Source organism: Erwinia sp. JUb26 (assembly GCF_003751505.1).
Lineage (GTDB): Bacteria > Pseudomonadota > Gammaproteobacteria > Enterobacterales > Enterobacteriaceae > Erwinia.
On sequence record NZ_RJVB01000003.1, the window covers coordinates 205,875 to 230,548 of the forward strand.

Here is a 24,674-nt window from a genome sequence, read left to right on the forward strand (position 1 = left end):
GCCATTGAGATCGTGAGGGAATGGTGTTTTTTAAGTTATCTAATTGATAGATAACCAATAAAACTTTTTTAAAATTTAAAAAAATAATTTAATTTTGATTTTTCAGCGTCACTGAAAGGTAAAGAAACGACGGTAATTAATTCTGAATTGTGAAAAATAAAAGGTAACAGCTATTAACTGTTACCTTTTTTTAACTTATCACCTGCGGTACATTTTCGGGAAAAAATAATCCGCATCTGACGCTATTTGGCTTCGCTTGAGATTTATTTCCAGTAGCGGCGTTTTGCCGCCTGTAATTTCTCATAAGCCGCCAGCAGAGACTGATGTGCCGGAAATGCCAGCAGGTCGCTGTCCACATTTTGCAGACCGTAGAATGGCGCTTCCCCGCTAATGGCAGCTGAAGCGTTATCTACCGCTTCCTGGCCGTACATACGTACGAATGCCGTATGGTACTGTAGTGGGTCACGCTCATCTTCCTGGCTCAGCAGCAGCAGAGTCTGCAGGCAGCGGTAGTAGTTCGCTCGCGCCGGGCTGAAGATTGACTGATTAAACTCCATCGTCCATTCGGTCCAGATCAGCGCCTGATCGAGGTCACCACCAGCCAGGGCCAGCATCGCCTTCAGTTCACCGATACGCAGCGTGTACCAGCCGTTATCTTTGCCGGTCGCCAGACCCAGCAGCTCACGGACGCGGGTGAAGTCGTCATGGCCATCTTCATCCAGTTGTTCCAGCAGCGCCAGGTAGTCTTCTTTTTCCCAACTGCTGTCAGGCAGGTTGAGCAGGGTATCGCGCAGGTAGGCACCCATGCTGTTGTTAGCCAGCAGCAGATCTTCCGCAGGATAGATATCTGACATACCCGGCACAATGATACGGCAGGCGTAAACATCAAGATGTTGATAGTCGGCGATGTAAACTTCCTGGCCTTCCGCATCGAAGATTGCCATCAGCGTGGCGAACTCTTCTTCCGTTGTACCTTTGAAGCTCCAGTCAGCAAACGAATAGTCGGCGTCGTCTTTGAACAGGTCCCAGGAGATCAGACCGCTCGAATCGATAAAGTGGGTTTCAAGGTTAGCGTGCTCGGCAACTTCTTCATCGTCAAAGGTTGGCGGCGTGAAGACATCCAGATCCTTCAGTCCGCGGCCCTGCAGCAGTTCGGTCACGGTACGTTCCAGCGCCACGCCGAAATCAGGATGCGCGCCGAAGGAAGCGAAGCAGGTTCCGTTTTCAGGGTTAAACAGCACCACGCAGATCACCGGGTATTTTCCACCCAGGGATGCATCGTAGGAGAAGATTGGGAAGCCCTCGGCTTCAAGACGATCGATGGCTTCAACCACGCCAGGGTAGCGGTTCAGCACATCCTGTGGAATCGCCGGCAGGCTGATGGATTCAGCAATAATGCGATTCTTAATATAGCGCTCAAAGACTTCAGACAGACCCTGTACGCGGGCCTCGTTAGCCGTGTTGCCCGCTGACATGCCGTTGGATACGTAAAGGTTGCCGATGATGTTCATCGGAATGTACACCGTCTGCTGGTCTGACTGACGTGTGAACGGCAGGCCAACAATCCCGCGCTCGGCATTACCGGACTGCAGGTCGATCAGATCGCCAGCGCTGAGCTCGTTTTCCGGATCGTAGAATTTACGCAGGCGTGCATCAAGAATACCCTCCGGCAGCTGGTCATCTTCAGGCAGCGGGAACCACTTTTCATTAGGATAGTGAACGAAATCGCCATTGGCGATCTGCTTGCCCAGCCAGAAGTCGGCAAAGAAATAGTTGGTAGAAAGGCGTTCGAAGTATTCACCCAGCGCGGAAGCCAGCGCCGCTTTTTTGCTGGCGCCTTTACCGTTGGTGAAGCACAGTGGGCAGTCGCGATCGCGAATATGCACTGACCAGACATTGGGAACCGGATTCAGCCAGGATGCTTCTTCAATATTGAAGCCCAGATCCTGTAATTTTTGCTGAAAGCGCGCGATGGAATCTTCCAACGCGGCGTCTTTGCCTGGAATATAAGTTTGAGTCATTTTGCCCACTCGTTATGGATTGTGCGGAAAGCGCGCAATGATACGGGTTTTCCGCTGGAATCGCCATCCGGCAACCAAAAATTCATCTGCTGAAGAATGCCATATTCCGCCGAAACAGTAACAGAGGTGTTTCCTGTGCTGTAAAATGCCTCACAAAATATCGTGTGCTGTTTCATTTCCCCTACAAGCTGTTGCGGGCGCGGCCTGAAAACTGGTCGGTTGACCGGATAAATCATTGCAGCATCGGGGAGGCAATGATAAAACCGATAAAGGAATCAAAACCGATTGATCTGAAAGTGGTGAGGGGAAATGAGTCAGGTTTTCAATTTTAGCTCTGGCCCGGCAATGCTGCCGGTAGAAGTGCTCCGTCGTGCTGAGCAGGAACTCTGCAACTGGCAGGGATTAGGAACCTCCGTAATGGAGATCAGCCACCGCAGTAAGGAATTTATTCAGGTGGCGGAAGAGGCAGAAAAAGATTTTCGCGATCTGCTGAAAATCCCCTCCAACTACAAAGTTTTATTCTGCCACGGTGGCGCACGCGCGCAGTTTGCCGCAGTTCCGATGAACCTGCTGGGTAGCCATACGTCCGCAGACTACGTCGACGGCGGCTACTGGGCGGCCAGCGCAGTGAAAGAAGCGCAGAAGTACTGCACGCCGAACGTAATCGACGCTAAGACCACCGTTGATGGTCTGCGTGGCATCGCGCCGATGAGCAGCTGGGCACTGTCCGATGACGCAGCCTACGTTCACTACTGCCCGAATGAAACTATTGATGGTATCGCCATCAGTGAAACGCCTGATTTTGGCGACAAGCTGGTTGTTGCCGATCTCTCCTCAACCATTTTGTCCTCACCAATTGACGTCAGCCGCTACGGCGTGCTGTATGCCGGCGCTCAGAAAAACATCGGCCCGGCTGGATTGACGCTGGTTGTCGTCCGTGAAGATCTGTTAGGCCAGGCGCGCAAAGAGCTGCCTTCTATCCTTGATTACAAGGTGCTGGCCGATAACGACTCTATGTTCAACACGCCGCCTACCTTTGCCTGGTATCTTTCTGGTCTGGTATTCAAGTGGCTGAAAGAGCAGGGCGGTGTGTCTGAAATGGACAAGCGCAACCAGCTGAAAGCCGATCTGCTGTACGGCACCATTGATAACAGCGACTTCTATCGTAATGATGTCGCCTTAGCAAACCGTTCACGCATGAACGTGCCTTTCCAGCTGGCCGATGCGTCGCTGGATAAGCTGTTCCTCGAAGAGTCATTCGCACATGGCCTGCATGCGCTGAAAGGCCATCGCGTGGTCGGCGGTATGCGTGCTTCAATTTATAATGCGATGCCGCTGGAAGGCATCAAGACGCTGACCGATTTCATGATCGACTTTGAACGTCGTCACGGTTAAGTTTTTAGCCAAGACTGCAGTACGTTTTTTATCTGAAACCCCGCCTCGCTGCGGGGTTTCATTGTGATTTTTTTGGAGAGTACGTTTCACATGCAGGATTCCCTGACGTTACAACCTATCGCCCTGGTCAACGGCACCGTTAACCTTCCTGGTTCCAAGAGTGTATCGAACCGCGCTCTTCTGCTGGCTGCACTGGCTAATGGCACCACCCGTTTGACTAACCTGCTGGACAGTGATGACGTTCGCCACATGCTCAACGCTTTGCAGCTGCTTGGCGTTCGCTACACGCTGTCTGCTGACCGCACGGTGTGTGAAGTGGTGGGTCAGGGTGGCGCGCTGAAGGCTGAAGGGGCGCTGGAACTGTTTCTCGGCAATGCCGGAACGGCGATGCGTCCGCTGGCCGCTGCGCTGTGCCTCGGCAGCAATGATATTGTGCTGACCGGTGAGCCACGCATGAAAGAGCGCCCGATTGGTCATCTAGTTGATGCGCTAAGACAGGGCGGTGCGGTCATTGAGTATCTGGAACAGGAAGACTATCCGCCACTGCGTCTGAAGGGCGGTTTTAGCGGCGGCGATGTGTCCGTTGACGGTAGCGTATCCAGTCAGTTCCTGACTGCACTGCTGATGACGGCTCCGCTGGCTGCAAACGATACGCATATCTCTATTAAAGGCGAACTCGTATCAAAACCGTATATTGATATCACCCTCAATCTGATGGCAACCTTTGGTATTGAGGTTGAGAACGACAGTTACCGCGCGTTCCACATCCGTGGACAGCAGCAGTACCAGGCCCCGGGTGATTATCTGGTTGAAGGCGATGCGTCATCTGCGTCCTACTTCCTTGCCGCTGCGGCCATCAAAGGCGGCACCGTTAAAGTCACCGGTATTGGCCGTAAGAGCATGCAGGGCGATATTCGTTTCGCCGACGTGCTGGAAAAAATGGGTGCCAGCATTGAATGGGGCGATGATTTCATTGCCTGTACGCGCGGCGAACTGAACGCCATCGATCTGGATATGAACCACATTCCCGATGCAGCAATGACCATTGCGACCGCCGCGCTGTTTGCCAACGGCACCACGGTCATGCGCAACATTTACAACTGGCGAGTGAAAGAAACCGACCGCCTGGCAGCAATGGCGATCGAGCTGCGTAAAGTTGGTGCTGAGGTTGAAGAGGGCCACGACTACATTCGCATCACGCCACCTGCGGCGATTCAGTATGCGGAGATTGGCACCTATAACGATCACCGTATGGCGATGTGCTTCTCGCTGGTCGCGCTTTCGAGTACGCCGGTTACCATTCTTGACCCGAAATGTACCGCGAAAACTTTCCCGGACTACTTCGAACAGCTTGCCCGTATCAGCCAGCTGGCATAACGGACCATTCCGCCGCACGTTGTTGCGGCGGAAATGCGTTCCTCTCCTTGTCTCCTGCTGCATCCCCGCCTGTTGATTGAACCTGCCTAAAATTTTGCAGCTGACTATGTTTAAGGGGTAACTATCCCCGTTTTTGCAGCGTATAATGCGCGACGACATTTGTCTGGGCATTGGTAGCCACAGGCATTCCACCGACAGGAGAACGACATGACGGCAATAGCCCCAGTGATCACCATTGATGGCCCAAGTGGTGCGGGTAAAGGCACATTATGTAAAGCGATGGCCGAAGCATTGCAGTGGCACCTGTTGGATTCTGGCGCAATTTATCGCGTGCTGGCACTGGCAGCATTGCATCACCAGGTTGATATTACTTCTGAAGAAGCGCTGGTTCCGATGGCAGCACATCTCGATGTGCGTTTTGTGTCCAGTCAGGGCGAGATGGAAGTCATCCTGGAAGGTGAGGACGTGTCCGGAGAAATTCGTACTCAGGATGTCAGCAACACCGCCTCCAAAGTTGCCGCGTTTCCTCGCGTGCGTGAAGCTCTGTTGCGTCGCCAGCGCGGTTTCCGTGAACTTCCGGGTCTGATCGCCGATGGGCGGGATATGGGTACGGTAGTGTTCCCGGATGCACCGGTTAAAATTTTCCTGGATGCCAGTTCAGAAGAGCGTGCGCACCGCCGTATGCTACAGTTGCAGGAAAAAGGCTTTAGTGTTAACTTTGAGCGCCTTTTATCCGAGATAAAAGAACGTGATGAGCGCGATCGTAACCGCGCTATAGCACCTCTGGTGCCGGCTGATGACGCTTTAGTGCTTGATTCGACAACAATGTCTATTGAGCAGGTCATTGAAGTTGCGCTAAAATATGCGCGAGAAAAGCTTGCCATCGCGTAATAGGTAAGTCCGACGGCAGTGCACTATACTGTGTTTCTGTCCGCAAAATTTAATTAACCCTGTGATATGGATGTCATGGGGCATGTGAAACAACCCCACCCGTCAGGATGTCAGGTGGACGTTAAATTGAAGAATCCTGAAGATTATCAATATGACTGAATCTTTTGCTCAACTATTTGAAGAATCCCTGAAAACAATCGAAACCCGTCCGGGTTCCATCGTTCGTGGCGTCGTTGTTGCTATTGACAAAGACGTTGTTCTGGTTGATGCGGGCCTGAAATCTGAATCTGCAATTCCTGCAGAGCAGTTCAAAAACGCAGCCGGCGAACTGGAAATCCAGGTTGGCGACGAAGTAGACGTTGCACTGGATGCAGTGGAAGACGGCTTCGGTGAAACCCTGCTGTCCCGTGAGAAAGCTAAACGTCACGAAGCTTGGATCACGCTGGAAAAAGCTTACGAAGATGCTGAAACTGTTACCGGTATTATCAACGGCAAAGTTAAAGGTGGCTTCACAGTTGAGCTGAACGGTATTCGTGCGTTCCTGCCAGGTTCACTGGTAGACGTGCGTCCAGTGCGTGATACTCTGCACCTGGAAGGCAAAGAGCTTGAGTTCAAAGTAATCAAGCTGGATCAGAAGCGCAACAACGTGGTTGTTTCACGTCGTGCGGTTATCGAATCCGAGAACAGCGCAGAGCGCGATCAGCTGCTGGAAAACCTGCAGGAAGGCATGGAAGTTAAAGGTATCGTTAAGAACCTGACTGACTACGGTGCATTCGTTGATCTGGGCGGCGTTGACGGCCTTCTGCACATCACTGACATGGCCTGGAAACGCGTTAAGCATCCAAGCGAAATCGTCAATGTTGGCGACGAAATCAACGTGAAAGTGCTGAAATTCGACCGCGAGCGTACCCGTGTTTCTCTGGGTCTGAAGCAGCTGGGCGAAGATCCATGGGTTGCTATCGCGAAACGTTACCCAGAAGGCACCAAGCTGACTGGTCGTGTAACCAACCTGACCGACTACGGCTGCTTCGTTGAAATCGAAGAAGGCGTTGAAGGCCTGGTACACGTTTCTGAAATGGACTGGACCAACAAAAACATTCACCCATCTAAAGTTGTTAACGTGGGCGATGTTGTTGAAGTTATGGTTCTGGACATCGACGAAGAACGTCGTCGTATCTCCCTGGGTCTGAAGCAGTGCAAATCTAACCCATGGCAGCAGTTCGCAGAAACCCACAACAAGGGCGACCGTGTTGAAGGTAAAATCAAGTCAATCACTGACTTCGGTATCTTCATCGGCCTGGACGGCGGCATCGACGGCCTGGTTCACCTGTCTGACATCTCCTGGAACGCTACCGGAGAAGAAGCAGTTCGTGAATACAAGAAAGGTGACGAAATCGCAGCTGTGGTTCTGCAGGTTGACGCAGAGCGCGAGCGTATCTCCCTGGGCGTTAAGCAGCTGGCAGAAGACCCGTTCAACAACTACATCTCTCTGAACAAGAAAGGTGCAATTGTTAACGGTAAAGTGACTGCAGTTGACGCTAAAGGTGCTACAGTTGAATTAGCTGACGGCGTTGAAGGTTACCTGCGTGCTTCTGAAGCCTCGCTGGACCGCGTTGAAGACGCAACTCTGGTTCTGAATGTTGGCGACGATGTTGAAGCCAAATTCACCGGTGTTGACCGTAAAAACCGCGTTGTTAGCCTGTCTGTTCGTGCGAAAGACCAGGCCGACGAGAAAGAAGCCATCAATACTGTTAACACCAAACAGGAAGAAGGCAACTTCTCTAACGCTATGGCTGAAGCTTTCAAAGCAGCTAAAGGCGAGTAATCTTCGCTTTAAGGGCAGCGTAAGCTGCCCTGTATCGTCGATAACTGCCAGAGCTATTCCTACAAGGGATTAACCGGAGGTTTTATGACCAAGTCAGAACTTATTGAACGACTTGCTGGCCAGCACTCTCATATTCCGGCGAAAGTCGTTGAGGATGCGGTAAAAGAGATGCTTGAGCATATGGCGACGACCCTGTCGCAGGGCGAACGCATTGAAATCCGGGGATTTGGCAGCTTCTCTTTGCATTATCGTGCACCTCGTACCGGCCGTAACCCGAAAACGGGCGATAAAGTGGAGTTGGAAGGTAAATACGTTCCACACTTCAAGCCAGGTAAAGAACTGCGCGATCGCGCCAATATCTACGGCAGCTGATAGCGACGAAACGATAAAAACGACACTTCGGTGTCGTTTTTTTTTTGGCTGTAATTCGGTGATTCGGCGGCGATACGGTGACAAGCCGCATTGTAGAATCGGAACCCAGCACACAATATTCCTTTCTGATTACTGCAAAACAGAAAAAGTTTGCGGCCTGTCTCTGAGCCCCGATACTGCGCTGATGCCCGTTTTTCCCCTGCATGGCACACTCTGTCAGGTACCAGGGAGGGAACATGCGAATAACAGCAACACAGCTGGCGGGCAGTCTTATTATCGGCACGTTGCCGCTCACGGTCATGCCGCGAATACCCGGCTATAGTTACGACATCACGGCACTCGCGCTTTCATTTTTGTTGATGCGCAGCCGTCGGCGAATTGCCATAATTACCGCAATGGCCTTGTTCTTATCTCTCTGGCCGCTGAATACCGCACGATCTCTCCAGGAGCAAATTGAATCGCTGACTCAGGGTACCGTGCGGGTTGAAGTGCAAATTGACACCGTCCTGCCCGGCGGTGAACGTGCCAGAGTGCGCCTGTTCCGTCGGGATGATCGGCTTATTTTCCCGCCGATTTATGCTTCCTTGCGATTACCCAACGGCGAGCAGGCCTTCTGCCCGGGGCAGCGTTGGGATATGACGCTGGCACTGCGCCCCGTGCATGCTCAACTCAATGAAGGTGGGTTCGATCGCCAACGATTTACTCTGGCAAATAGCATGCCGCTGACGGGGCGGGTTATTAATGCGAAGGTGCGGCAGCCTCAGTGCAGCTGGCGCAGTACCCTGATGAATTCTGCCCGGCAAAGCTATGGACATTTACCCTGGAAGGCTCTGATTTCCGCGCTGGCGTTTGGCGACCGTTCTGAGGTAGCCCGGGAAATCACCCAGCTGTTAAGGGAAACGGGTACGGCGCATCTGATGGCCATCGCCGGGATGCAGATTGGCCTGGCAGCAGGCTTCGGCTGGCTGCTTGCCAGACTCATTCAGTTCTTTTTCCCAGCCTGGCTGATTGGCTATCGCTTCCCTTTGTACAGCAGTCTGCTGGTGGCATTGCTCTACTGCTAGCTTTCCGGCAGCAATCCGCCAGCGATGCGGGCCATGCTGGCACTGTTGACGTGGAGTGCGCTGAGGCTGAAGGGGATTAACTGCAGCAGTTGGCAGGTCTGGCTGTTTTGTATTGCGATGATCCTGTTTCTGGAACCGCTTAGCGTTCTGTCAGACAGTCTGTGGATGTCTGCGCTGGCCGTGGCAGGCTTGCTGATCTGGTATCAAAGCTTTGCGTTGCCCATCCGTTTCCGCCGAGGGAAGCGCTGGCTGCCGCTTCGCCTGCTGCATTTGCAATTGGGCATGCTGCTGCTGTTAATGCCGCTGCAGGTGTTTATTTTTCACGGTTTCAGTCTGAGTGCACTCGTCGCTAACCTCTGGGCCGTGCCGCTGATTTCCCTGATTACCGTGCCGCTGATACTGACGTCTCTGTTGCTTAACATCGTGCCGTCGGTTGGCCCCTTTATCTGGTGGCTGGCCGATCGCTCACTGGCACTGGTCTTTTTCCCTTTGCAGCAACTGCCCAACGGCTGGTTTCATTTGGAGAACACGCTCGCAGCCGTTTCGCTGGTGTGCTGGCTGCTGCTGCTAGCACTGCGCTTCGGCTGGTGGCGAAGCTCCCCGGCCAGCATACTGCCTGTACTTTATTATTGTTGAGTTGGCGGGATTTTAGCGCCAGACCCGAATGGCGTGTGGATATGCTGGATGTCGGCCATGGATTAGCCGTGGTGATTTCACGGCATGGCAAAGCCGTTTTATACGATACCGGCAATCGCTGGCCGGGAGGGGATGTTGCCCACAGTCAGATTATTCCCTGGCTGGAATGGCAGGGATTAATGCTGACCGATGTGGTCATCAGCCACGCCCATCTGGATCATATTGGCGGGCTGCCGAGCATTCAGTCTGCGTTTCCCTATGCGCGAGTGCGTAGCGCGTTGAAGCGCCCCGGCCATTTTCCCTGTTACCGGAATGTCAGCTGGCGCTGGCAGGGACTGAGCTTTAAAGCGCTGTGGCCGCCAGAGGAGATGCCGGGAGAGGGCAATAATCAGTCCTGCGTGGTCGCGGTCAGCGACGGACGCTGGCGCGTGCTGTTGACCGGGGATATTGAACGCGAGGCAGAGCTGCGGCTCGTCGCCGGGCAACGCGCCGCACTGGCTGCGGATCTGTTACAGGTTCCGCATCACGGCAGCCGTACCTCATCAACCCCGCCGCTGCTGCGCGCGGTAGCACCGAAGGCCGCCATCGCGTCTGCGGCACGCTACAGTGCATGGCGGCTTCCCGCAGCGAAAATAATTGCGCGCTATAGCGAAAATCACATCATCTGGCGTGATACCGCGCTTTCCGGGCAGATTAGTGCGCGTTTTTTCGTTGATAACTGGCATCTTTTAGGGCTAAGAGAACAAATAATGAACCGTTGGTACCATCAGTGGTTTGGCGTACCCAGGGAATCCAGGTAGAATGAGCGGCTATTTCAACTAAAGCTGGTTAAATAATGCATCTGGATAAAGATCTCTCAACCTGGCAGACATTTCGTCGTCTCTGGCCAATGATTGTGCCTTACAAGGCGGGATTATTTGTGGCCGCTGTCGCGCTGATCCTTAACGCGGCGGGCGATACGCTTATGCTGTCACTGCTGAAGCCTTTACTCGATGATGGTTTTGGCAAGGCGGATAGTTCTGTTCTGATATGGATGCCGCTGGCCGTTATTGGTCTGATGCTGATTCGCGGTATTACCAGCTATGTCTCAAGCTACTGTATATCCTGGGTGTCCGGAAATGTAGTTATGGGCATGCGCCGCAGACTGTTCAGCCATATGATGGGCATGCCGGTCTCATTTTTCGATCAGCAGTCAACGGGAACGCTGCTTTCACGCATTACCTATGATTCTGAGCAGGTCGCGTCTTCTTCTTCCAGCGCGCTGGTGACCGTTGTGCGTGAAGGGGCCTCGATTATTGGCCTGTTTATCATGATGTTCTATTACAGCTGGCAGCTGTCGCTGATCCTGATTGTTCTGGCACCTATCGTATCCTTTGCCATTCGCAGCGTGTCAAAACGCTTCCGTAATATCAGCAAGAACATGCAGAACACCATGGGGCAGGTCACCACCAGCGCCGAGCAGATGCTGAAAGGGCACAAAGAAGTGCTGATTTTTGGCGGACAGCAGATCGAAAGTGAGCGCTTCGATCGCGTCAGCAACCGTATGCGCCAACAGGGCATGAAACTGGTCTCGGCGTCATCTATCTCTGACCCGATTATTCAGCTGATTGCCTCCCTGGCTCTGGCCTTTGTTCTTTATGCTGCAAGCTTCCCAAGCGTGATGGAAACGCTGACCGCCGGTACGATCACCGTTGTGTTCTCCTCAATGATTGCGCTGATGCGTCCGCTCAAATCACTGACCAACGTTAACGCCCAGTTCCAGCGTGGAATGGCGGCCTGCCAGACGCTGTTCTCGATTCTGGACAGCGAGCAGGAAAATGACAAAGGCACCCGCACCGTCGAGCGCGTGAAGGGCGATATCGAGTTCCGTAATGTGACCTTCGCCTATCCGGGGCGTGATATTCCCGCACTGAAGAACATTAATCTCAATATTCCGGCAGGAAAAACGGTTGCTCTGGTCGGGCGTTCAGGCTCCGGCAAGTCCACTATCGCCAGCCTGCTGACGCGCTTCTACGATATCCAACAGGGCGAGATTCTGATGGATGGCCACGAACTGCGTGAATATACCCTGTCGTCGCTGCGTAATCAGGTGGCGCTGGTTTCACAGAATGTGCATCTGTTTAACGACACTATCGCTAACAATATCGCCTATGCACGCGGCGATCAGTACAGCCGTGAAGATATTGAGAAGGCGGCTGTCATGGCCCATGCGATGGACTTTATCGGTAAAATGGAACATGGCCTGGACACCGTGATTGGTGAAAACGGCGTGCTGCTTTCCGGTGGTCAGCGTCAGCGTATCGCGATTGCGCGCGCGCTGCTGCGCGACTGCCCGGTGCTGATTCTTGATGAAGCTACATCGGCGCTGGATACGGAATCCGAACGTGCGATTCAGGCCGCGCTGGATGAACTGCAGAAAAACCGCACTTCGCTGGTTATCGCTCACCGTTTGTCGACTATCGAAAAAGCCGATGAGATTGTGGTGGTGGAAGACGGACAGATTGTCGAGCGCGGCAGCCACGAATCGCTGCTGGCTGAACGCGGTGCCTATGCACAGCTTTATAAGATGCAGTTTGGTAAATGATTGAACGCATCTGGAGCGGCCGCTCTGCGCTTTATGTGCTGCTGTTGCCGCTCAGTCTGCTGTACGGACTCATCAGCAACCTGCTGCGCCTGAGTTACGTCCGGGGCTGGCGCAAAGCGTGGCGCGCGCCGGTTCCGGTGGTGGTGGTGGGTAATCTCACCGCCGGTGGCAATGGCAAAACACCGGTGGTTATCTGGCTGGTGCAGGCCCTGCAGCAGCGAGGTTTGCGGGTTGGCGTTGTCTCGCGTGGCTATGGCGGCAAGGCGGCTCGCTATCCTCTGGTGCTGGATGTGGAAACCCGTACCGCTGAAGCCGGTGATGAACCGGTGCTGATTTATCAGCGTACCGGGGCTGCCGTAGCGGTTTCTCCCAGCCGCCGCGAGGCCGTTGAGGCTTTGCTGGCAGCAGGTCAGATAGACATTATCGTCACCGACGACGGATTGCAGCATTACGCCCTGGCGCGTGATATTGAGATTGTGGTGGTTGATGGCGAGCGACGTTTTGGCAACGGCTGGTGGCTACCGGCGGGGCCGATGCGTGAGCGCACCGGTCGGCTGAAAACCGTGTCGGCCGTCATCAATAACGGCGGCGTGCCGCATCCGGGTGAGCTGGCGATGCAGCTGGTGCCTGGTCCGGCGATTAACCTGCTTTCGGGTGCTAAGCATGATGCGCTGACGCTGGATAACGTGATAGCGATGGCGGGTATCGGCCATCCGCCACGATTCTTTAATACGCTTCGCAAACTGGGCATCTCTCCGGTAAAAGAGGTTGCGTTTGCCGATCATCAGAATTACAGCGCAGGGGCACTTAATGCACTGGTGAAACCCGGGCAGACGCTATTGATGACTGAAAAAGATGCGGTGAAGGCCCGCGCTTTTGCCAGCCCCAACTGGTGGTATTTACCGGTGGATGCCGCTGTGTCAGAAGCCGATCCGCTACTGGCTCGAATTCTGGCGCTGTGCAATGGCTAACCCTTAACGCTCCTTCAGCCGATCGGCGCTAAACTAAAACTTGTCTTTGACGGGGTCGCGCCATGATGTCTTCAAACCTTTCTCTGATTCAGGCTCGCCAGATACAGCTGGCGGCGCAGGGATTGTTACGCCCGGTCCGCGGCAAAGCCCGATTTGAGGATCTGCTCGCCAGCATCCGGCAAATGTCTTTGCTGCAAATCGATACCATTCACGTGGTGGCGCGCAGTCCTTATCTGGTGCTGTTCAGCCGCCTTGGCGAGTATCCCGCTGAGTGGCTGGAACAGGCGCTGGCTCAAAAACAGCTGTTTGAATACTGGGCGCATGAGGCCTGTTTTATTCCCATCGAGGATTATCCTCTGCTGCGCCACCGCATGCTGAACCCTGACGCGCTCGGCTGGAAATACAATCAGGCCTGGGTGGATGGGCATCAGCAGGAGATCTCCGGGCTCCTGGAGCATATCCGCGAAAGAGGACCGGTCCGGTCTGCCGATTTTGACGCTCTGCCGGGCCAGAAGCCGGGCTGGTGGTCGTGGAAGCCGCACAAACGTCATCTGGAAAATCTGTTCAGCGCCGGGGAGTTAATGGTCACTGAGCGACGGAATTTCCAGCGGGTGTACGATCTGCGCCAGAGAATGATGCCGAACTGGGACGACCGGCTGCATGCGTTGAGCGAAGAGGTCGCGGTGCAGCAGATGCTGGACCGCAGTGCGGCCAGCCTCGGTATTTTCCATCCGTCATGGCTGGCGGACTACTACCGGCTTAAGCGTGCACCGGTAGCCACACAGCTCGCGCAATGGCTGGAACAGGGGCGGATTTGTGAGGTAAGGGTTGAGAAACTCGGCCAGCTTTACGTTCATCACACCCGCTATTCGCAGTTGGAAAACCCGCAGGCGGCGACGCACACCGCGATCCTTTCACCGTTCGATCCGCTGGTCTGGCACCGCAAGCGGGCTTCAGAACTGTTTGATTTCGATTATCGACTTGAATGTTATACCCCCGAAGCCAAGCGGCAGTATGGCTATTTTGTTCTGCCGATCTTGCATCGCGGCGCCTTAAAGGGGCGGCTGGATGCCCGCATGCTGCGTAAAGATCGCGTTTTACAGGTCAGGGAGCTGTGGCTGGAACCCGATACGCGCATCAGCCAGCTGCTGCTGGATGATTTACAGCGCGCGCTGACTCGCTTTGCCCGCTGGCAGGGGGCGGAACACGTCAGGCTGGAGAAAATACCGCCAGAGTTAGCGCACCGCTGGCCCACCGTCTGGCCCACTGTGCCGGAGAGTGATTAATCCCGAAGTTAGCAACAGCACCGGCGGCAGCTATGGTATTCTTTACCTACTGTAATTCCGGGTCCATTACGGAGGAACCATGGATCATCGTTTACTCGAAATCGTCGCTTGCCCTGTTTGTCACGGTAAGCTGTACTTCAATAAAGACCAGCAGGAGCTGATTTGTAAGCCTGACGGTCTGGCCTATCCGGTTCGTGACGGCATTCCTGTTCTGCTGGAAGTGGAAGCCCGCTCCCTGACGCTGGAAGAGACTCATCCATGAGTTTTATCGCCATTATTCCTGCCCGTTTTGCTTCCACTCGCCTGCCGGGTAAGCCGCTGGTTGATATCCACGGCAAGCCGATGGTTGTTCACGTTATGGAGCGCGCGCTTGAGTCTGGTGCGGACCGGGTCATTGTGGCGACCGATAACGCGGATGTAGCCCGTGCAGTTGAGGCTGCGGGCGGGGAAGTCTGCATGACGCGCCACGATCATCAGTCCGGTACTGAGCGTCTGGCGGAAGTGATTGAGAAGTATAACTTCCCGGACGATGCGGTCATCGTCAACGTGCAGGGTGACGAGCCCATGATCCCACCGGTGATTATTCGTCAGGTTGCGGACAATCTGGCTCGAAGCACGGCGGGCATGGCGACGCTGGCCGTGCCGATTACCTCTGCCGAAGAGGCGTTTAACCCGAACGCGGTTAAAGTGGTGCGTGATGCTAACGGCTACGCGCTCTATTTCTCGCGGGCCACCATTCCGTGGGATCGTGAGCGGTTCAGCACGTCTCGTGACGAGATTGGCGATACCTTCCTGCGACACATCGGTATTTACGGCTACCGTGCCGGGTTTATCCGCCGCTATGTCAGCTGGGAAGCCAGCCCGCTGGAGCAGATAGAGCTGCTGGAGCAGCTGCGTGTGCTGTGGTACGGCGAGAAAATCCACGTTGATGTCGCGAAAGCGATCCCCAGCGTAGGTGTGGATACGCCAGAGGATTTACTTCGCGTCCGCGAAGCGATGCAGTAACGTCTGCGGGGCCGGGCTAGCCGGCCCCTGATTCTCAGCTGAATTTGATCCCGCACGGGGTAAATTCCCTGCCTCAGCGCCATCATAGGTACCCGCATTAACCACAGGGTATGCCCTCTTATCTGACAGGAGGAGAGATGGAACAACTTCGCAATGAACTGGCACTGGTCCTGGGTGAGCCGGTCAGCCGCGTTGAATGTATTAAACGCCAGCCTGATGCCAGTCTCTACACGCTTTACGATGACAACGGCTACTCGTTGCCGATGGTCGCTAAATATTTCCGCATTAAAGGTATTGCTGCCCAGGAGGCGCACAAGCTTTCGCTGCTGGCGCGTGAAGGTCAGGTGCGGGTTCCGGCAATCTACGGTCTGGTGATCAGCCAGCAGATGCCGCTGCATGAGGTCTTGCTGATTGAACGCATGGGCGGCGTGTCGGTGGAGGCACCGTCACGCACCTCAACCCGCTGGCAGCAGCTACAGCAGCAAATCGTTGAGGGACTGCTCAGCTGGCATAAAACCGACAGTCATGGGTTGGTTGGGACGGTGGACAGCACCCAGAGGAACCGCTGGCCAGCCTGGTATACTCAGCGGGTAGAGGTGATATGGGCAACGCTCAGCTATCTGAAACCGGCCCAGCTGACGCAGGAGGATCGGCAAATCCTGTACCGCAGCCGCGAAAATCTGGCAGCCCTGTTTCACGGTTTTGACGATCCCTGCGTGCTGGTTCACGGTAATCTGGCGCTCAGCAGCATCCTGAAAGATGCGCGGGGCGACCAGCTGCTGGCGCTGGTCAGCCCCGGTAACGTGCTGTGGGCCCCGCGCGAGTTCGATCTCCATCCCCTGTGTGGTAGCGCCACGGGAGAGGAACTGCTGAGCTGCTACCTGCAGCGTGCGCCGGTAGCCGAGGAGTTTGTGTCACGCCGCTGGCTGTACATTCTATGGGAAGAGATGCAGCGGCTGATTTTTACCGCCCAGTTTGATCGTCAACGCTTTGATATTGCGGCAGCCTCACTCCTGCCCTGGCTGCGCTGAGGGTGAAGCCTCAGGCTTTATTGCCTGCCAGAGTCGTCCGATCCACTCATAGGCCGCTCGCTCGCTGTGCCCCAGCCATAAAGCCGACGGTGTGACTTTATCCCAGTAGCTGATAGGGGAGTCTATCGCCATCTGGTTGGCCGGCGCGGGCCACGGCTGCAATCCCTGACGCTGGAAGAACACCATCGCCCGCGGCAGGTGGCTGGCCGAGGTCACCAGCGCGAAGGATTTTTTGCCCACAATTTTCGCCACTTCCTGCGCTTCTTCTTCGGTATCACGCGGTTTATCGAGGGTAATAATGGCTTCCGCAGGCACGCCCAATGACTGCGCCACGCGTGAGCCCACTTCAGCGGTGCTCAGAGGATTAGTTTTTGCCGCCGCGCCGGTAAAGATCATTTTTGCGCCCGGGTTGGCCTGCCAGATGCGAATGCCTTCCGTCAGGCGCGGCAGGCTGTTGTTCAGCATGTTGGAGCTGGGTGCCCATTCCGGGTTCCAGGTGTAACCGCCGCCGAGGACGACAACGTAATCAACCGGATGCTGGTTTTGCCAGGTGGGCCAGCGATTTTCCAACGGCCGCAGCAGGCTGTCGGCTACCGGCTGCAGGCCCAGCAGCAGTAACAGCAGCCACGCGGCGGAGATCAGCGTTTTGCCACTTTTCTGCCAGCGGCTGAACCAGAGAAGCAAAATCCCCACTGCCATCAGCAACAGCAGCACTGGCAAAGGAAGCAGCAGCCCACCGATGACTTTTTTTAAGGTAAAAAGCATGAAAACAGGTTCCTTTTGTCCGAAAAAACATCACCCGGAAGCCGCGTGATGACTGAAAGGTTTATTATCTGCCAGTGTATGCGAAAATGACCTTCTGAATCACCCCTGAAAGCCGGAGCCGTCAGCATGCAGGATCGCAACTTCGATGATATCGCAGAAAAATTCTCCAAAAATATTTACGGTACGACAAAAGGCCGTATTCGCCAGGCAATCCTCTGGCAGGAGCTTGATGCGCTGCTGACAACCTTACCTGCTGGCCCCCTGTCCGTACTGGACGCCGGAGGAGGCGAAGGGCAAACGGGGTGCGGTATTGCCGCCCGGGGCCACAACGTTCTGTTGTGCGATCTGTCAGCGGAAATGCTCAGCCGCGCACGCCGCCTCGCTGAAGAAAAAGGTGTGAGCGACAGCATGCAATTTAAACAAATCAGCGCTCAGCAGGCAGGCCAACATTTGGATAAGCCGGTTGATCTGGTATTGTTTCACGCTGTGCTGGAGTGGGTGGCGGAACCGCAGCAGGCGCTGCGCGCGCTATATGATGCACTCAAACCGGGTGGCGTATTGTCACTGATGTTCTATAACATCAATGGTCTGACGATGCAGACCATGGTGTTAGGGAACTTTGGTTATTTACAGGCGGGACTGAGTAAGCGCAAACGTAAGACGCTGTCTCCCGACTATCCGCGTGACCCGCAGCAGGTCTATCGCTGGCTGCAGGAGTGCGGTTTCGCCATTGAAAACAAAACCGGCATTCGGGTATTCCACGACTATCTGCGCGACAAAAATAAGCAGAGTGAACGATTTGATGAGGTTCTGGCGCTGGAGAAGCAGTACTGCCACCAGGAGCCATTTTTAAGTTTAGGGCGTTACATCCACGTCACAGCGCGGAAACCCATTCAAAAGGACGAATTATGAGTGAATTTTCCCAGACTGTACCGGAACTGGTGGCCTGGGCGCGAAAAAATGATTTTTCCGTCTCTTTGCCAACCGAACGTCTGGCATTTTTGCTGGCCGTTGCCGCCCTGAACGGCGAGCGTATGGATGGCGAAATGAGTGAAGGCGAATTGATCGACGCTTTTCGTCACGTCAGTGACGGCTTTGAGCAGACCAGTGAAACCGTGCTGGTCCGTGCCAACAATGCCATCAATGACATGGTACGCCAGCGTCTGCTCAATCGCTTTACCAGCGAATTTTCGGAAGGTAATGCCATTTATCGCCTGACGCCGTTGGCGATCGGCATTACCGATTACTATATCCGCCAGCGTGAATTCTCTACGCTGCGCCTGTCTATGCAGCTCTCTATTGTGGCGGGTGAACTGAAGCAGGCCGCCGATGCCGCTCAGGAAGACGGTGATGAGTACCACTGGCACCGCAATGTTTTTGCCCCGCTTAAATATTCTGTCGCCGAAATCTTCGACAGTATCGATATCACCCAGCGCATTATGGATGAGCAGCAGCAGGCGGTAAAAGACGATATCGCGCAGCTGCTGAATAAAGACTGGCGCGCGGCGATTTCCAGCTGTGAACTGTTGCTGAATGAAACGTCCGGTACGCTACGTGAACTGCAGGATACGCTGGAGGCGGCGGGGGATAAGCTGCAGGCGAATCTGCTGCGGATCCAGGACGCGATTATGAACAGTCCGGATCTCGGCTTTATCGACAAGCTGGTCTTTGACCTGCAAAACAAACTCGATCGCATTATCAGCTGGGGCCAGCAGGCCATCGACCTGTGGATTGGCTACGATCGTCACGTGCATAAATTTATCCGTACCGCCATCGATATGGATAAAAACCGCGTCTTTGCCCAGCGCCTGCGCGTCTCGGTGCAGAACTATTTCGATATGCCGTGGGCGTTAACCTACGCCAATGCCGATCGTCTCTACGATATGCGCGATGAAGAGCTGACGCTGCGTAATGAAGAGGTAACCGGCGAGCTGCCTTCCGAGCTGGAATACGAAGAATTTAATGAAATTCGCGAGCAGCTTGCCGCGATGATCGAAGAGGCACTGGCGATCTATAAAGCGCAGAAGCGGCCGCTGGATTTGGGGGCGGTGATGCGCGATTACCTGGCACAGTACCCGCGAGTGCGTCACTTTGACGTCGCGCGTATTGTTGTCGACCAGGCCGTCCGCTTAGGCGTGGCCGAAGCAGATTTCTCCGGCCTGTCCGCTGAGTGGCAGGCCATTAATGATTACGGAGCCAAGGTGCAGGCACATGTCATCGACAAATATTGAACAAGTGATGCCGGTTAAACTGGCGCAGGCACTGGCTAACCCGATTTTCCCGGCGCTGGACAGCCAGCTGCGCGCAGGCCGCCATATTGGTATTGAAGAGTTAGATAATCACGCTTTCCTGATGGATTATCAGGAATTTCTGGAAGAGTTTTACGCGCGCTATAACGTTGAGTTGATCCGCGCACCGGAAGGTTTTTTCTACCTTCGCCCGCGTTCAACCACGCTGATCCCGCGTTCGGTGCTCTCCGAGCTGGATATGATGGTCGGGAAAATTCTCTGCTACCTGTATCTCAGCCCGGAACGCCTGGCCAATGAAGGGATCTTTAGCCAGCAGGAACTGCACGACGAACTGATGTCGCTGGCGGATGAAGGCAAGCTGCTGAAGCTTGTTAACCAGCGTTCAACGGGGTCTGACCTTGACCGGCAGAAGCTGCAGGAAAAAATGCGTGCCTCGCTGAACCGTCTGCGCCGTCTGGGCATGGTGTGGTTTATGGGCAACGACAGCAGTAAGTTCCGCATCACCGAATCGGTATTCCGTTTTGGTGCCGATGTGCGCAGCGGAGATGATGCCCGCGACGCACAGCTGCGAATGATCCGCGACGGCGAAGCGATGCAGCTGGATGGCGGACTGGCGCTGAACGATGAGAATGATGATGGTGAAGCTGACCACAGCGCGCAGGAAAGCGGAGAGGAAGAATAAATGATTGAACGTGGCAAGTTTCGCTCACTGACGCTGATTAACTGGAACGGTTTTTTTGCACGTACCTTTGACCTTGATGAACTGGTCACCACGCTTTCCGGCGGTAACGGTGCCGGTAAATCGACCACGATGGCGGCCTTCGTTACCGCGCTGATCCCCGATCTGACGCTGCTGCACTTCCGTAACACCACCGAAGCTGGGGCAACGTCCGGTTCTCGCGACAAGGGGCTGCATGGCAAACTGCGTCCGGGCGTGTGTTACGCCGCTCTGGACGTGGTGAACTCCCGCCATCAGCGGGTCATCGTCGGTGTACGCCTGCAGCAGGTGGCGGGGCGCGATCGTAAGGTCGATATCAAACCGTTCAGCATTCACGGTCTGCCAGCGGCGATCAATCCGACGGAGATCCTGACCGAAACGGTTAATGCCCGCCAGGCGCGCGTGCTGCCGCTCAGCGAACTGAAAGATAAGTTCGAAGCGATGGAAAGCGTGCAGTTTAAACAGTACAACTCGATTACCGATTATCACTCGGTGATGTTTGATCTGGGGATTGTGGCTCGCCGTCTGCGCTCTGCCGCCGATCGCAGCAAATATTACCGCCTGATTGAGGCCTCGCTGTACGGCGGTATTTCCAGCGCGATCACCCGCTCGCTGCGCGATTACCTGCTGCCGGAAAACAGCGGCGTGCGCAAGGCATTCCAGGATATGGAAGCCGCGCTGCGGGAAAACCGCATGACGCTGGAAGCGATTCGGGTGACCCAGTCCGATCGTGATCTATTTAAGCATCTGATTTCGGAAGCCACCAGCTACGTTGCCGCGGACTATATGCGTCACGCCAACGAGCGCCGCATTCATCTGGACGGTGCCATTCAGCTGCGCAGTGAGCTGTTTACCAGCCGAAAACAGCTGGTTGCCGAGCAGTTCCGCCACGTTGAAATGTCACGGGAACTGGCCGAACAGAACGGCGCAGAAAGCGATCTGGAAACCGACTATCAGGGTGCCAGCGATCATCTTAATCTGGTACAGACCGCGCTGCGCCAGCAGGAAAAAATCGATCGCTACGACGCCGATCTCGAAGAGCTGACCTTCCGTCTGGAAGAGCAGAACGAAGTGGTAGCGGAAGCGCGTGAAGTACAGGAAGAAAACGAAGCGCGCAGCGAAGCGGCCGAGCTGGAAGTGGACGAGCTGAAAAGTCAGCTGGCCGACTATCAGCAGGCGCTGGACGTTCAGCAGACCCGGGCTATTCAGTATCAGCAGGCGCTTCAGGCGCTGCAGCGTGCAAAAGAGATCTGCCAGCTGGGCGATCTCAGCGTGGAAAACGCCGAAGAGTGGCAGGAAACTTTCCAGGCGAAAGAGCAGGAAGCGACCGGGAAACTGCTGCAGCTGGAACAAAAAATGAGCGTGGCGCAGGCCGCCCACAGCCAGTTTGAGCAGGCATTCGAACTGGTCACCCGCATTGCCGGACCGGTCAGTCGTGCCGAAGCCTGGCAGACCGGGCGCGATATGCTGCGTGATGCCGCCAACCAGCGCTATCACGCCGAGCAGCTTCAGCCGCTGCGCTCCCGCCTTTCCGAACTGGAACAGCGGCTGCGTGAGCAGCAGGATGCCGAACGCCTGCTGAATGAGTTCTGTAAGCGCCACGGCAATCGCGTTGAAGCCGACGAGCTGGAAGTGCTGCACGGCGAGCTGGAAGCGCGAATTGAACTGCTGAACGACAGCGTCGCCGATGCCGGTGAACGCCGCATGGCGCTGCGTCAGGAGCTGGAACAACTGCGCGAGCGCATTGCTCGCCTGACCCGCCAGGCACCGCAGTGGCTGGCCGCACAGGAGATCCTGACCCAGCTCAGCGAGCAAACCGGTCAGCCGCTGGAAAGCAGCCAGCAGGTGACCGAGCTGATGCAGCAACTGCTGGAACGAGAGCGTGAAACCACGGTCGAGCGTGACGAAGTTGCCGCCCGCAAGCGGGATCTCGAACAGCAGATTGAACGGCTGAGCCAGCCGGGCGGGGCGGAAGATAACCGTCTTAATGCGCTGGCCGAACGCTTTGGCGGCGTGCTGCTGTCAGAAATTTATGATGATGTGACCATCGACGACGCGCCTTACTTCTCGGCGCTGTACGGTCCGTCTCGCCACGCGATTGTGGTGCCGGACCTTTCGCTGGTCCGTGACCTGCTGGACGGCCTTGAAGACTGCCCGGAAGACCTCTATTTGATTGAAGGCGATCCGCAGTCGTTCGATGACAGCGTCTTCAGCGTTGAGGAACTGCAAAAGGCGGTGGTGGTGAAAGCCGGGGATCGCCAGTGGCGCTATTCCCGCTTCCCGAAAGTGCCGCTGTTTGGCCGTGCCGCGCGTGAAAATCAGCTTGAGCTGCTGCACGCCGAACGTGAAACTCTGGCCGAGCGTTACGCCACGCTCTCCTTCGACGTGCAAAAAGCGCAGCGTCTGCATCAGTCCTTCAGCCGGTTTGTCGGTAGCCACCTTGGCGTAGCGTTTGAATCCGATCCGGAAGCGGAAATGCGTCAGCTCAACGGCCGTCGCAGTGAAGTGGAGCGGGCGCTGAGCAATCACGAAAGTGAAAATCAGCAGCAGCGTCAGCAGTTCGACCAGGCGAAAGAGGGCGTTGCGCAGCTGAACCGCCTGCTGCCGCGCGTCAGCCTGCTTCTGGATGACACGCTGCAGGACCGCTACGACGAGGTGCTCGAGCGGCTGGACGAGGCGCAGGAAGCCGCGCGTTTCATTCAGCAGCACGCCGCGCATCTGGCGAAGCTGGAGCCGATTCTCTCGGTATTGCAGAGCGATCCCGAGCAGCATGAGCAACTGAAGCTGGACTATCAGCAGGCGCAGCAGCAGCAGCGCGACGCGCGTCAGCAGGCCTTCGCGCTGACCGAAGTCGTTCAGCGCCGTACACACTTCAGCTATACCGACTCGGCCGGGATGCTCAACGGCACCAGCGATCTGAATGAGAAACTGCGCCAGCGTCTGGAGCAGGCAGAAGGCGAGCGCGCCCGCGCCCGCGAGCAGCTTCGTCAGCATCAGACGCAGCTGACCCAGTATTCTCAGGTGCTGGCGTCGCTGAAAAGTTCTTACGATGCCAAGCGCGATATGCTGAAAGAGCTGCAGCAGGAGATGCAGGATATCGGCGTGCAAGCCGATGCCAGCGCCGAAGAGCGTGCGCGCCTGCGCCGTGATGAACTTTACAGCGCGCTGAGTAATAACCGTGCGCGCCGTAATCAGCTGGAAAAACAGCTGACCTTCTGTGAAGCCGAAATGGATGCGCTGCAGAAAAAACTGCGCCGCGTTGAGCGTGATTATCACCAGGGGCGTGAGCAGGTGGTGAATGCGAAAGCCGGCTGGGTAGCCGTGCTGCGACTGGTGAAAGATAACGGCGTTGAGCGCCGTCTGCACCGCCGTGAACTGGCCTACCTTGGCGGTGATGAACTGCGTTCAATGTCGGATAAGGCGCTGGGTGCGCTGCGTCTGGCGGTGGCGGATAATGAACATCTGCGCGATGTGCTGCGTTTGTCGGAAGATCCGAAACGGCCAGAGCGCAAGATCCAGTTCTTTATCGCCGTGTACCAGCATCTGCGTGAACGTATTCGTCAGGATATTATTCGCACCGACGATCCGGTTGAAGCGATCGAACAGATGGAGATCGAACTGAACCGTCTGACCGAAGAGCTGACCGCGCGCGAGCAGATGCTGGCGATCAGTTCACGCAGCGTGTCGAACATTATCCGCAAAACGATCCTGCGCGAGCAAAATCGTATTCGACAGCTGAACCAGGGGCTTCAGACGGTCAGCTTTGGCCAGGTTCACAGCGTGCGCCTGAACGTCAATGTCCGTGAAGCGCATTCGACGCTGCTGGATGTGCTGTCCGAAGAGCATGAACAGCATCAGGATCTGTTCAACAGCAATCGCCTGACCTTCTCTGAGGCGTTGGCGAAGCTGTATCAGCGCCTGAATCCACAGATTGATATGGGGCAGCGTACGCCGCAGACTATCGGCGAAGAGCTGCTGGACTACCGTAACTATCTGGAAATGGAAGTGGAAGTGAACCGCGGTTCCGACGGCTGGCTGCGCGCCGAAAGTGGCGCGCTCTCCACCGGTGAGGCGATCGGTACGGGGATGTCGATTCTGGTGATGGTGGTGCAGAGCTGGGAAGAAGAGTCCCGTCGTCTGCGCGGTAAGGATATTTCACCTTGCCGTCTGCTTTTCCTTGATGAAGCGGCCCGTCTGGATGCGAAGTCCATCGCCACGCTGTTTGAGCTGTGTGACCGTCTGGAAATGCAGCTGATCATTGCGGCACCGGAAAATATCAGTCCGGAAAAAGGCACGACCTACAAGTTAGTGCGTAAGGTCTTTAATAATACCGAGCATGTTCACGTTGTCGGACTGCGTGGATTCTCCGCTGATTTACCGGCGAATTCAGCAGGCGTGGAGAGCTCCACCGGGGCGGGCTAACGTAGAATTATTACCTGGCGGAAGTGGTAAAATCCCCGTCAGCGCATTACTCTCAATAACGG

At 55.4% G+C, this 24,674-nt stretch carries 19 protein-coding genes and 1 pseudogene; 17 read left to right on the forward strand and 3 right to left on the reverse strand.

Translation table 11 applies throughout. The annotated features are described in order from the left end of the window. Positions 1-263: 263 nt before the first annotated feature. Both ycaO and EC836_RS24610 read right to left on the reverse strand, forming a co-directional pair. Positions 264-2,021: a 30S ribosomal protein S12 methylthiotransferase accessory factor YcaO gene (gene ycaO, locus EC836_RS09625; RefSeq protein WP_123332475.1), complete on the reverse strand. Its 1,758-nt coding sequence runs from the start codon at positions 2,019-2,021 to the stop codon at positions 264-266. Further along, on the reverse strand, positions 2,018-2,257 hold the full coding sequence (locus EC836_RS24610) for a hypothetical protein (RefSeq protein WP_148050363.1): 240 nt from the start codon (positions 2,255-2,257) through the stop codon (positions 2,018-2,020). The genes ycaO and EC836_RS24610 overlap by 4 nt, the downstream gene beginning before the upstream one ends. Before the next feature lie 73 nt (positions 2,258-2,330). Between EC836_RS24610 and serC the strand changes: the two genes are divergently transcribed. The 13 genes and pseudogenes from serC (at position 2,331) to EC836_RS09685 (ending at position 16,458) form a co-directional block, all read left to right on the forward strand. Next, positions 2,331-3,416, forward strand: a complete 1,086-nt coding sequence (serC, locus tag EC836_RS09630; RefSeq protein ID WP_123332477.1) for a 3-phosphoserine/phosphohydroxythreonine transaminase — start codon at positions 2,331-2,333, stop codon at positions 3,414-3,416. Between the two features lie 90 nt (positions 3,417-3,506). Beyond that, positions 3,507-4,793: a 3-phosphoshikimate 1-carboxyvinyltransferase gene (gene aroA / locus EC836_RS09635; RefSeq protein WP_123332479.1), complete on the forward strand. Its 1,287-nt coding sequence runs from the start codon at positions 3,507-3,509 to the stop codon at positions 4,791-4,793. A 207-nt stretch (positions 4,794-5,000) separates the two neighbouring features. Then, positions 5,001-5,684: a (d)CMP kinase gene (gene cmk / locus EC836_RS09640; RefSeq protein ID WP_123332481.1), complete on the forward strand. Its 684-nt coding sequence runs from the start codon at positions 5,001-5,003 to the stop codon at positions 5,682-5,684. A 151-nt stretch (positions 5,685-5,835) separates the two neighbouring features. Continuing rightward, the gene (gene rpsA, locus EC836_RS09645) at positions 5,836-7,509 is read left to right on the forward strand and encodes a 30S ribosomal protein S1 (protein WP_123332483.1); all 1,674 of its coding nucleotides are present in this window, start codon (positions 5,836-5,838) and stop codon (positions 7,507-7,509) included. A gap of 84 nt (positions 7,510-7,593) precedes the next feature. Beyond that, on the forward strand, positions 7,594-7,881 hold the full coding sequence (ihfB, locus tag EC836_RS09650; RefSeq protein ID WP_105593444.1) for an integration host factor subunit beta: 288 nt from the start codon (positions 7,594-7,596) through the stop codon (positions 7,879-7,881). Between the two features lie 395 nt (positions 7,882-8,276). Then, positions 8,277-9,581 (forward strand): annotated as a pseudogene (locus EC836_RS24950) (DNA internalization-related competence protein ComEC/Rec2). Positions 9,582-9,622: 41 nt separating this feature from the next. After that, on the forward strand, positions 9,623-10,381 hold the full coding sequence (locus EC836_RS24955) for a DNA internalization-related competence protein ComEC/Rec2 (protein ID WP_233599253.1): 759 nt from the start codon (positions 9,623-9,625) through the stop codon (positions 10,379-10,381). 35 nt (positions 10,382-10,416) lie between these two features. Further along, a complete protein-coding gene (gene msbA, locus EC836_RS09660; protein ID WP_123332485.1) occupies positions 10,417-12,165 on the forward strand; it encodes a lipid A ABC transporter ATP-binding protein/permease MsbA in 1,749 nt (582 codons plus the stop codon). Further along, positions 12,162-13,136, forward strand: coding sequence for a tetraacyldisaccharide 4'-kinase (gene lpxK, locus EC836_RS09665; protein WP_123332487.1), 975 nt, complete (start codon positions 12,162-12,164; stop codon positions 13,134-13,136). The genes msbA and lpxK overlap by 4 nt, the downstream gene beginning before the upstream one ends. 62 nt (positions 13,137-13,198) lie before the next feature. After that, the gene (locus EC836_RS09670) at positions 13,199-14,422 is read left to right on the forward strand and encodes a winged helix-turn-helix domain-containing protein (RefSeq protein WP_123332489.1); all 1,224 of its coding nucleotides are present in this window, start codon (positions 13,199-13,201) and stop codon (positions 14,420-14,422) included. Between the two features lie 79 nt (positions 14,423-14,501). After that, a complete protein-coding gene (locus EC836_RS09675; RefSeq protein ID WP_105593439.1) occupies positions 14,502-14,684 on the forward strand; it encodes a Trm112 family protein in 183 nt (60 codons plus the stop codon). Further along, the gene (kdsB, locus tag EC836_RS09680; protein ID WP_123332491.1) at positions 14,681-15,427 is read left to right on the forward strand and encodes a 3-deoxy-manno-octulosonate cytidylyltransferase; all 747 of its coding nucleotides are present in this window, start codon (positions 14,681-14,683) and stop codon (positions 15,425-15,427) included. Before EC836_RS09675 ends, kdsB begins: the two co-directional genes overlap by 4 nt. A gap of 137 nt (positions 15,428-15,564) precedes the next feature. Then, complete coding sequence (locus tag EC836_RS09685; protein WP_123332493.1) at positions 15,565-16,458, forward strand: YcbJ family phosphotransferase; 894 nt, start codon at positions 15,565-15,567, stop codon at positions 16,456-16,458. On the opposite strand, the gene elyC is transcribed toward EC836_RS09685, so the two are convergent. Next, a complete protein-coding gene (elyC, locus tag EC836_RS09690; RefSeq protein ID WP_123332494.1) occupies positions 16,435-17,223 on the reverse strand; it encodes an envelope biogenesis factor ElyC in 789 nt (262 codons plus the stop codon). The genes EC836_RS09685 and elyC overlap by 24 nt on opposite strands. A gap of 126 nt (positions 17,224-17,349) precedes the next feature. On the opposite strand from elyC, the gene cmoM reads away from it, so the two are divergent. Genes cmoM through mukB form a run of 4 tightly spaced genes read left to right on the forward strand, consistent with a single transcriptional unit; the run spans position 17,350 to position 24,612 of the window. Then, positions 17,350-18,135, forward strand: a complete 786-nt coding sequence (gene cmoM / locus EC836_RS09695; protein WP_123332496.1) for a tRNA uridine 5-oxyacetic acid(34) methyltransferase CmoM — start codon at positions 17,350-17,352, stop codon at positions 18,133-18,135. Further along, positions 18,132-19,454, forward strand: coding sequence for a chromosome partition protein MukF (gene mukF / locus EC836_RS09700; RefSeq protein ID WP_123332498.1), 1,323 nt, complete (start codon positions 18,132-18,134; stop codon positions 19,452-19,454). Before cmoM ends, mukF begins: the two co-directional genes overlap by 4 nt. After that, entirely contained in the window at positions 19,435-20,154 is a 720-nt protein-coding gene (mukE, locus tag EC836_RS09705) for a chromosome partition protein MukE (protein WP_123332500.1), read from the forward strand. Before mukF ends, mukE begins: the two co-directional genes overlap by 20 nt. Continuing rightward, entirely contained in the window at positions 20,155-24,612 is a 4,458-nt protein-coding gene (gene mukB / locus EC836_RS09710) for a chromosome partition protein MukB (protein WP_123332502.1), read from the forward strand. Positions 24,613-24,674 lie beyond the last annotated feature (62 nt).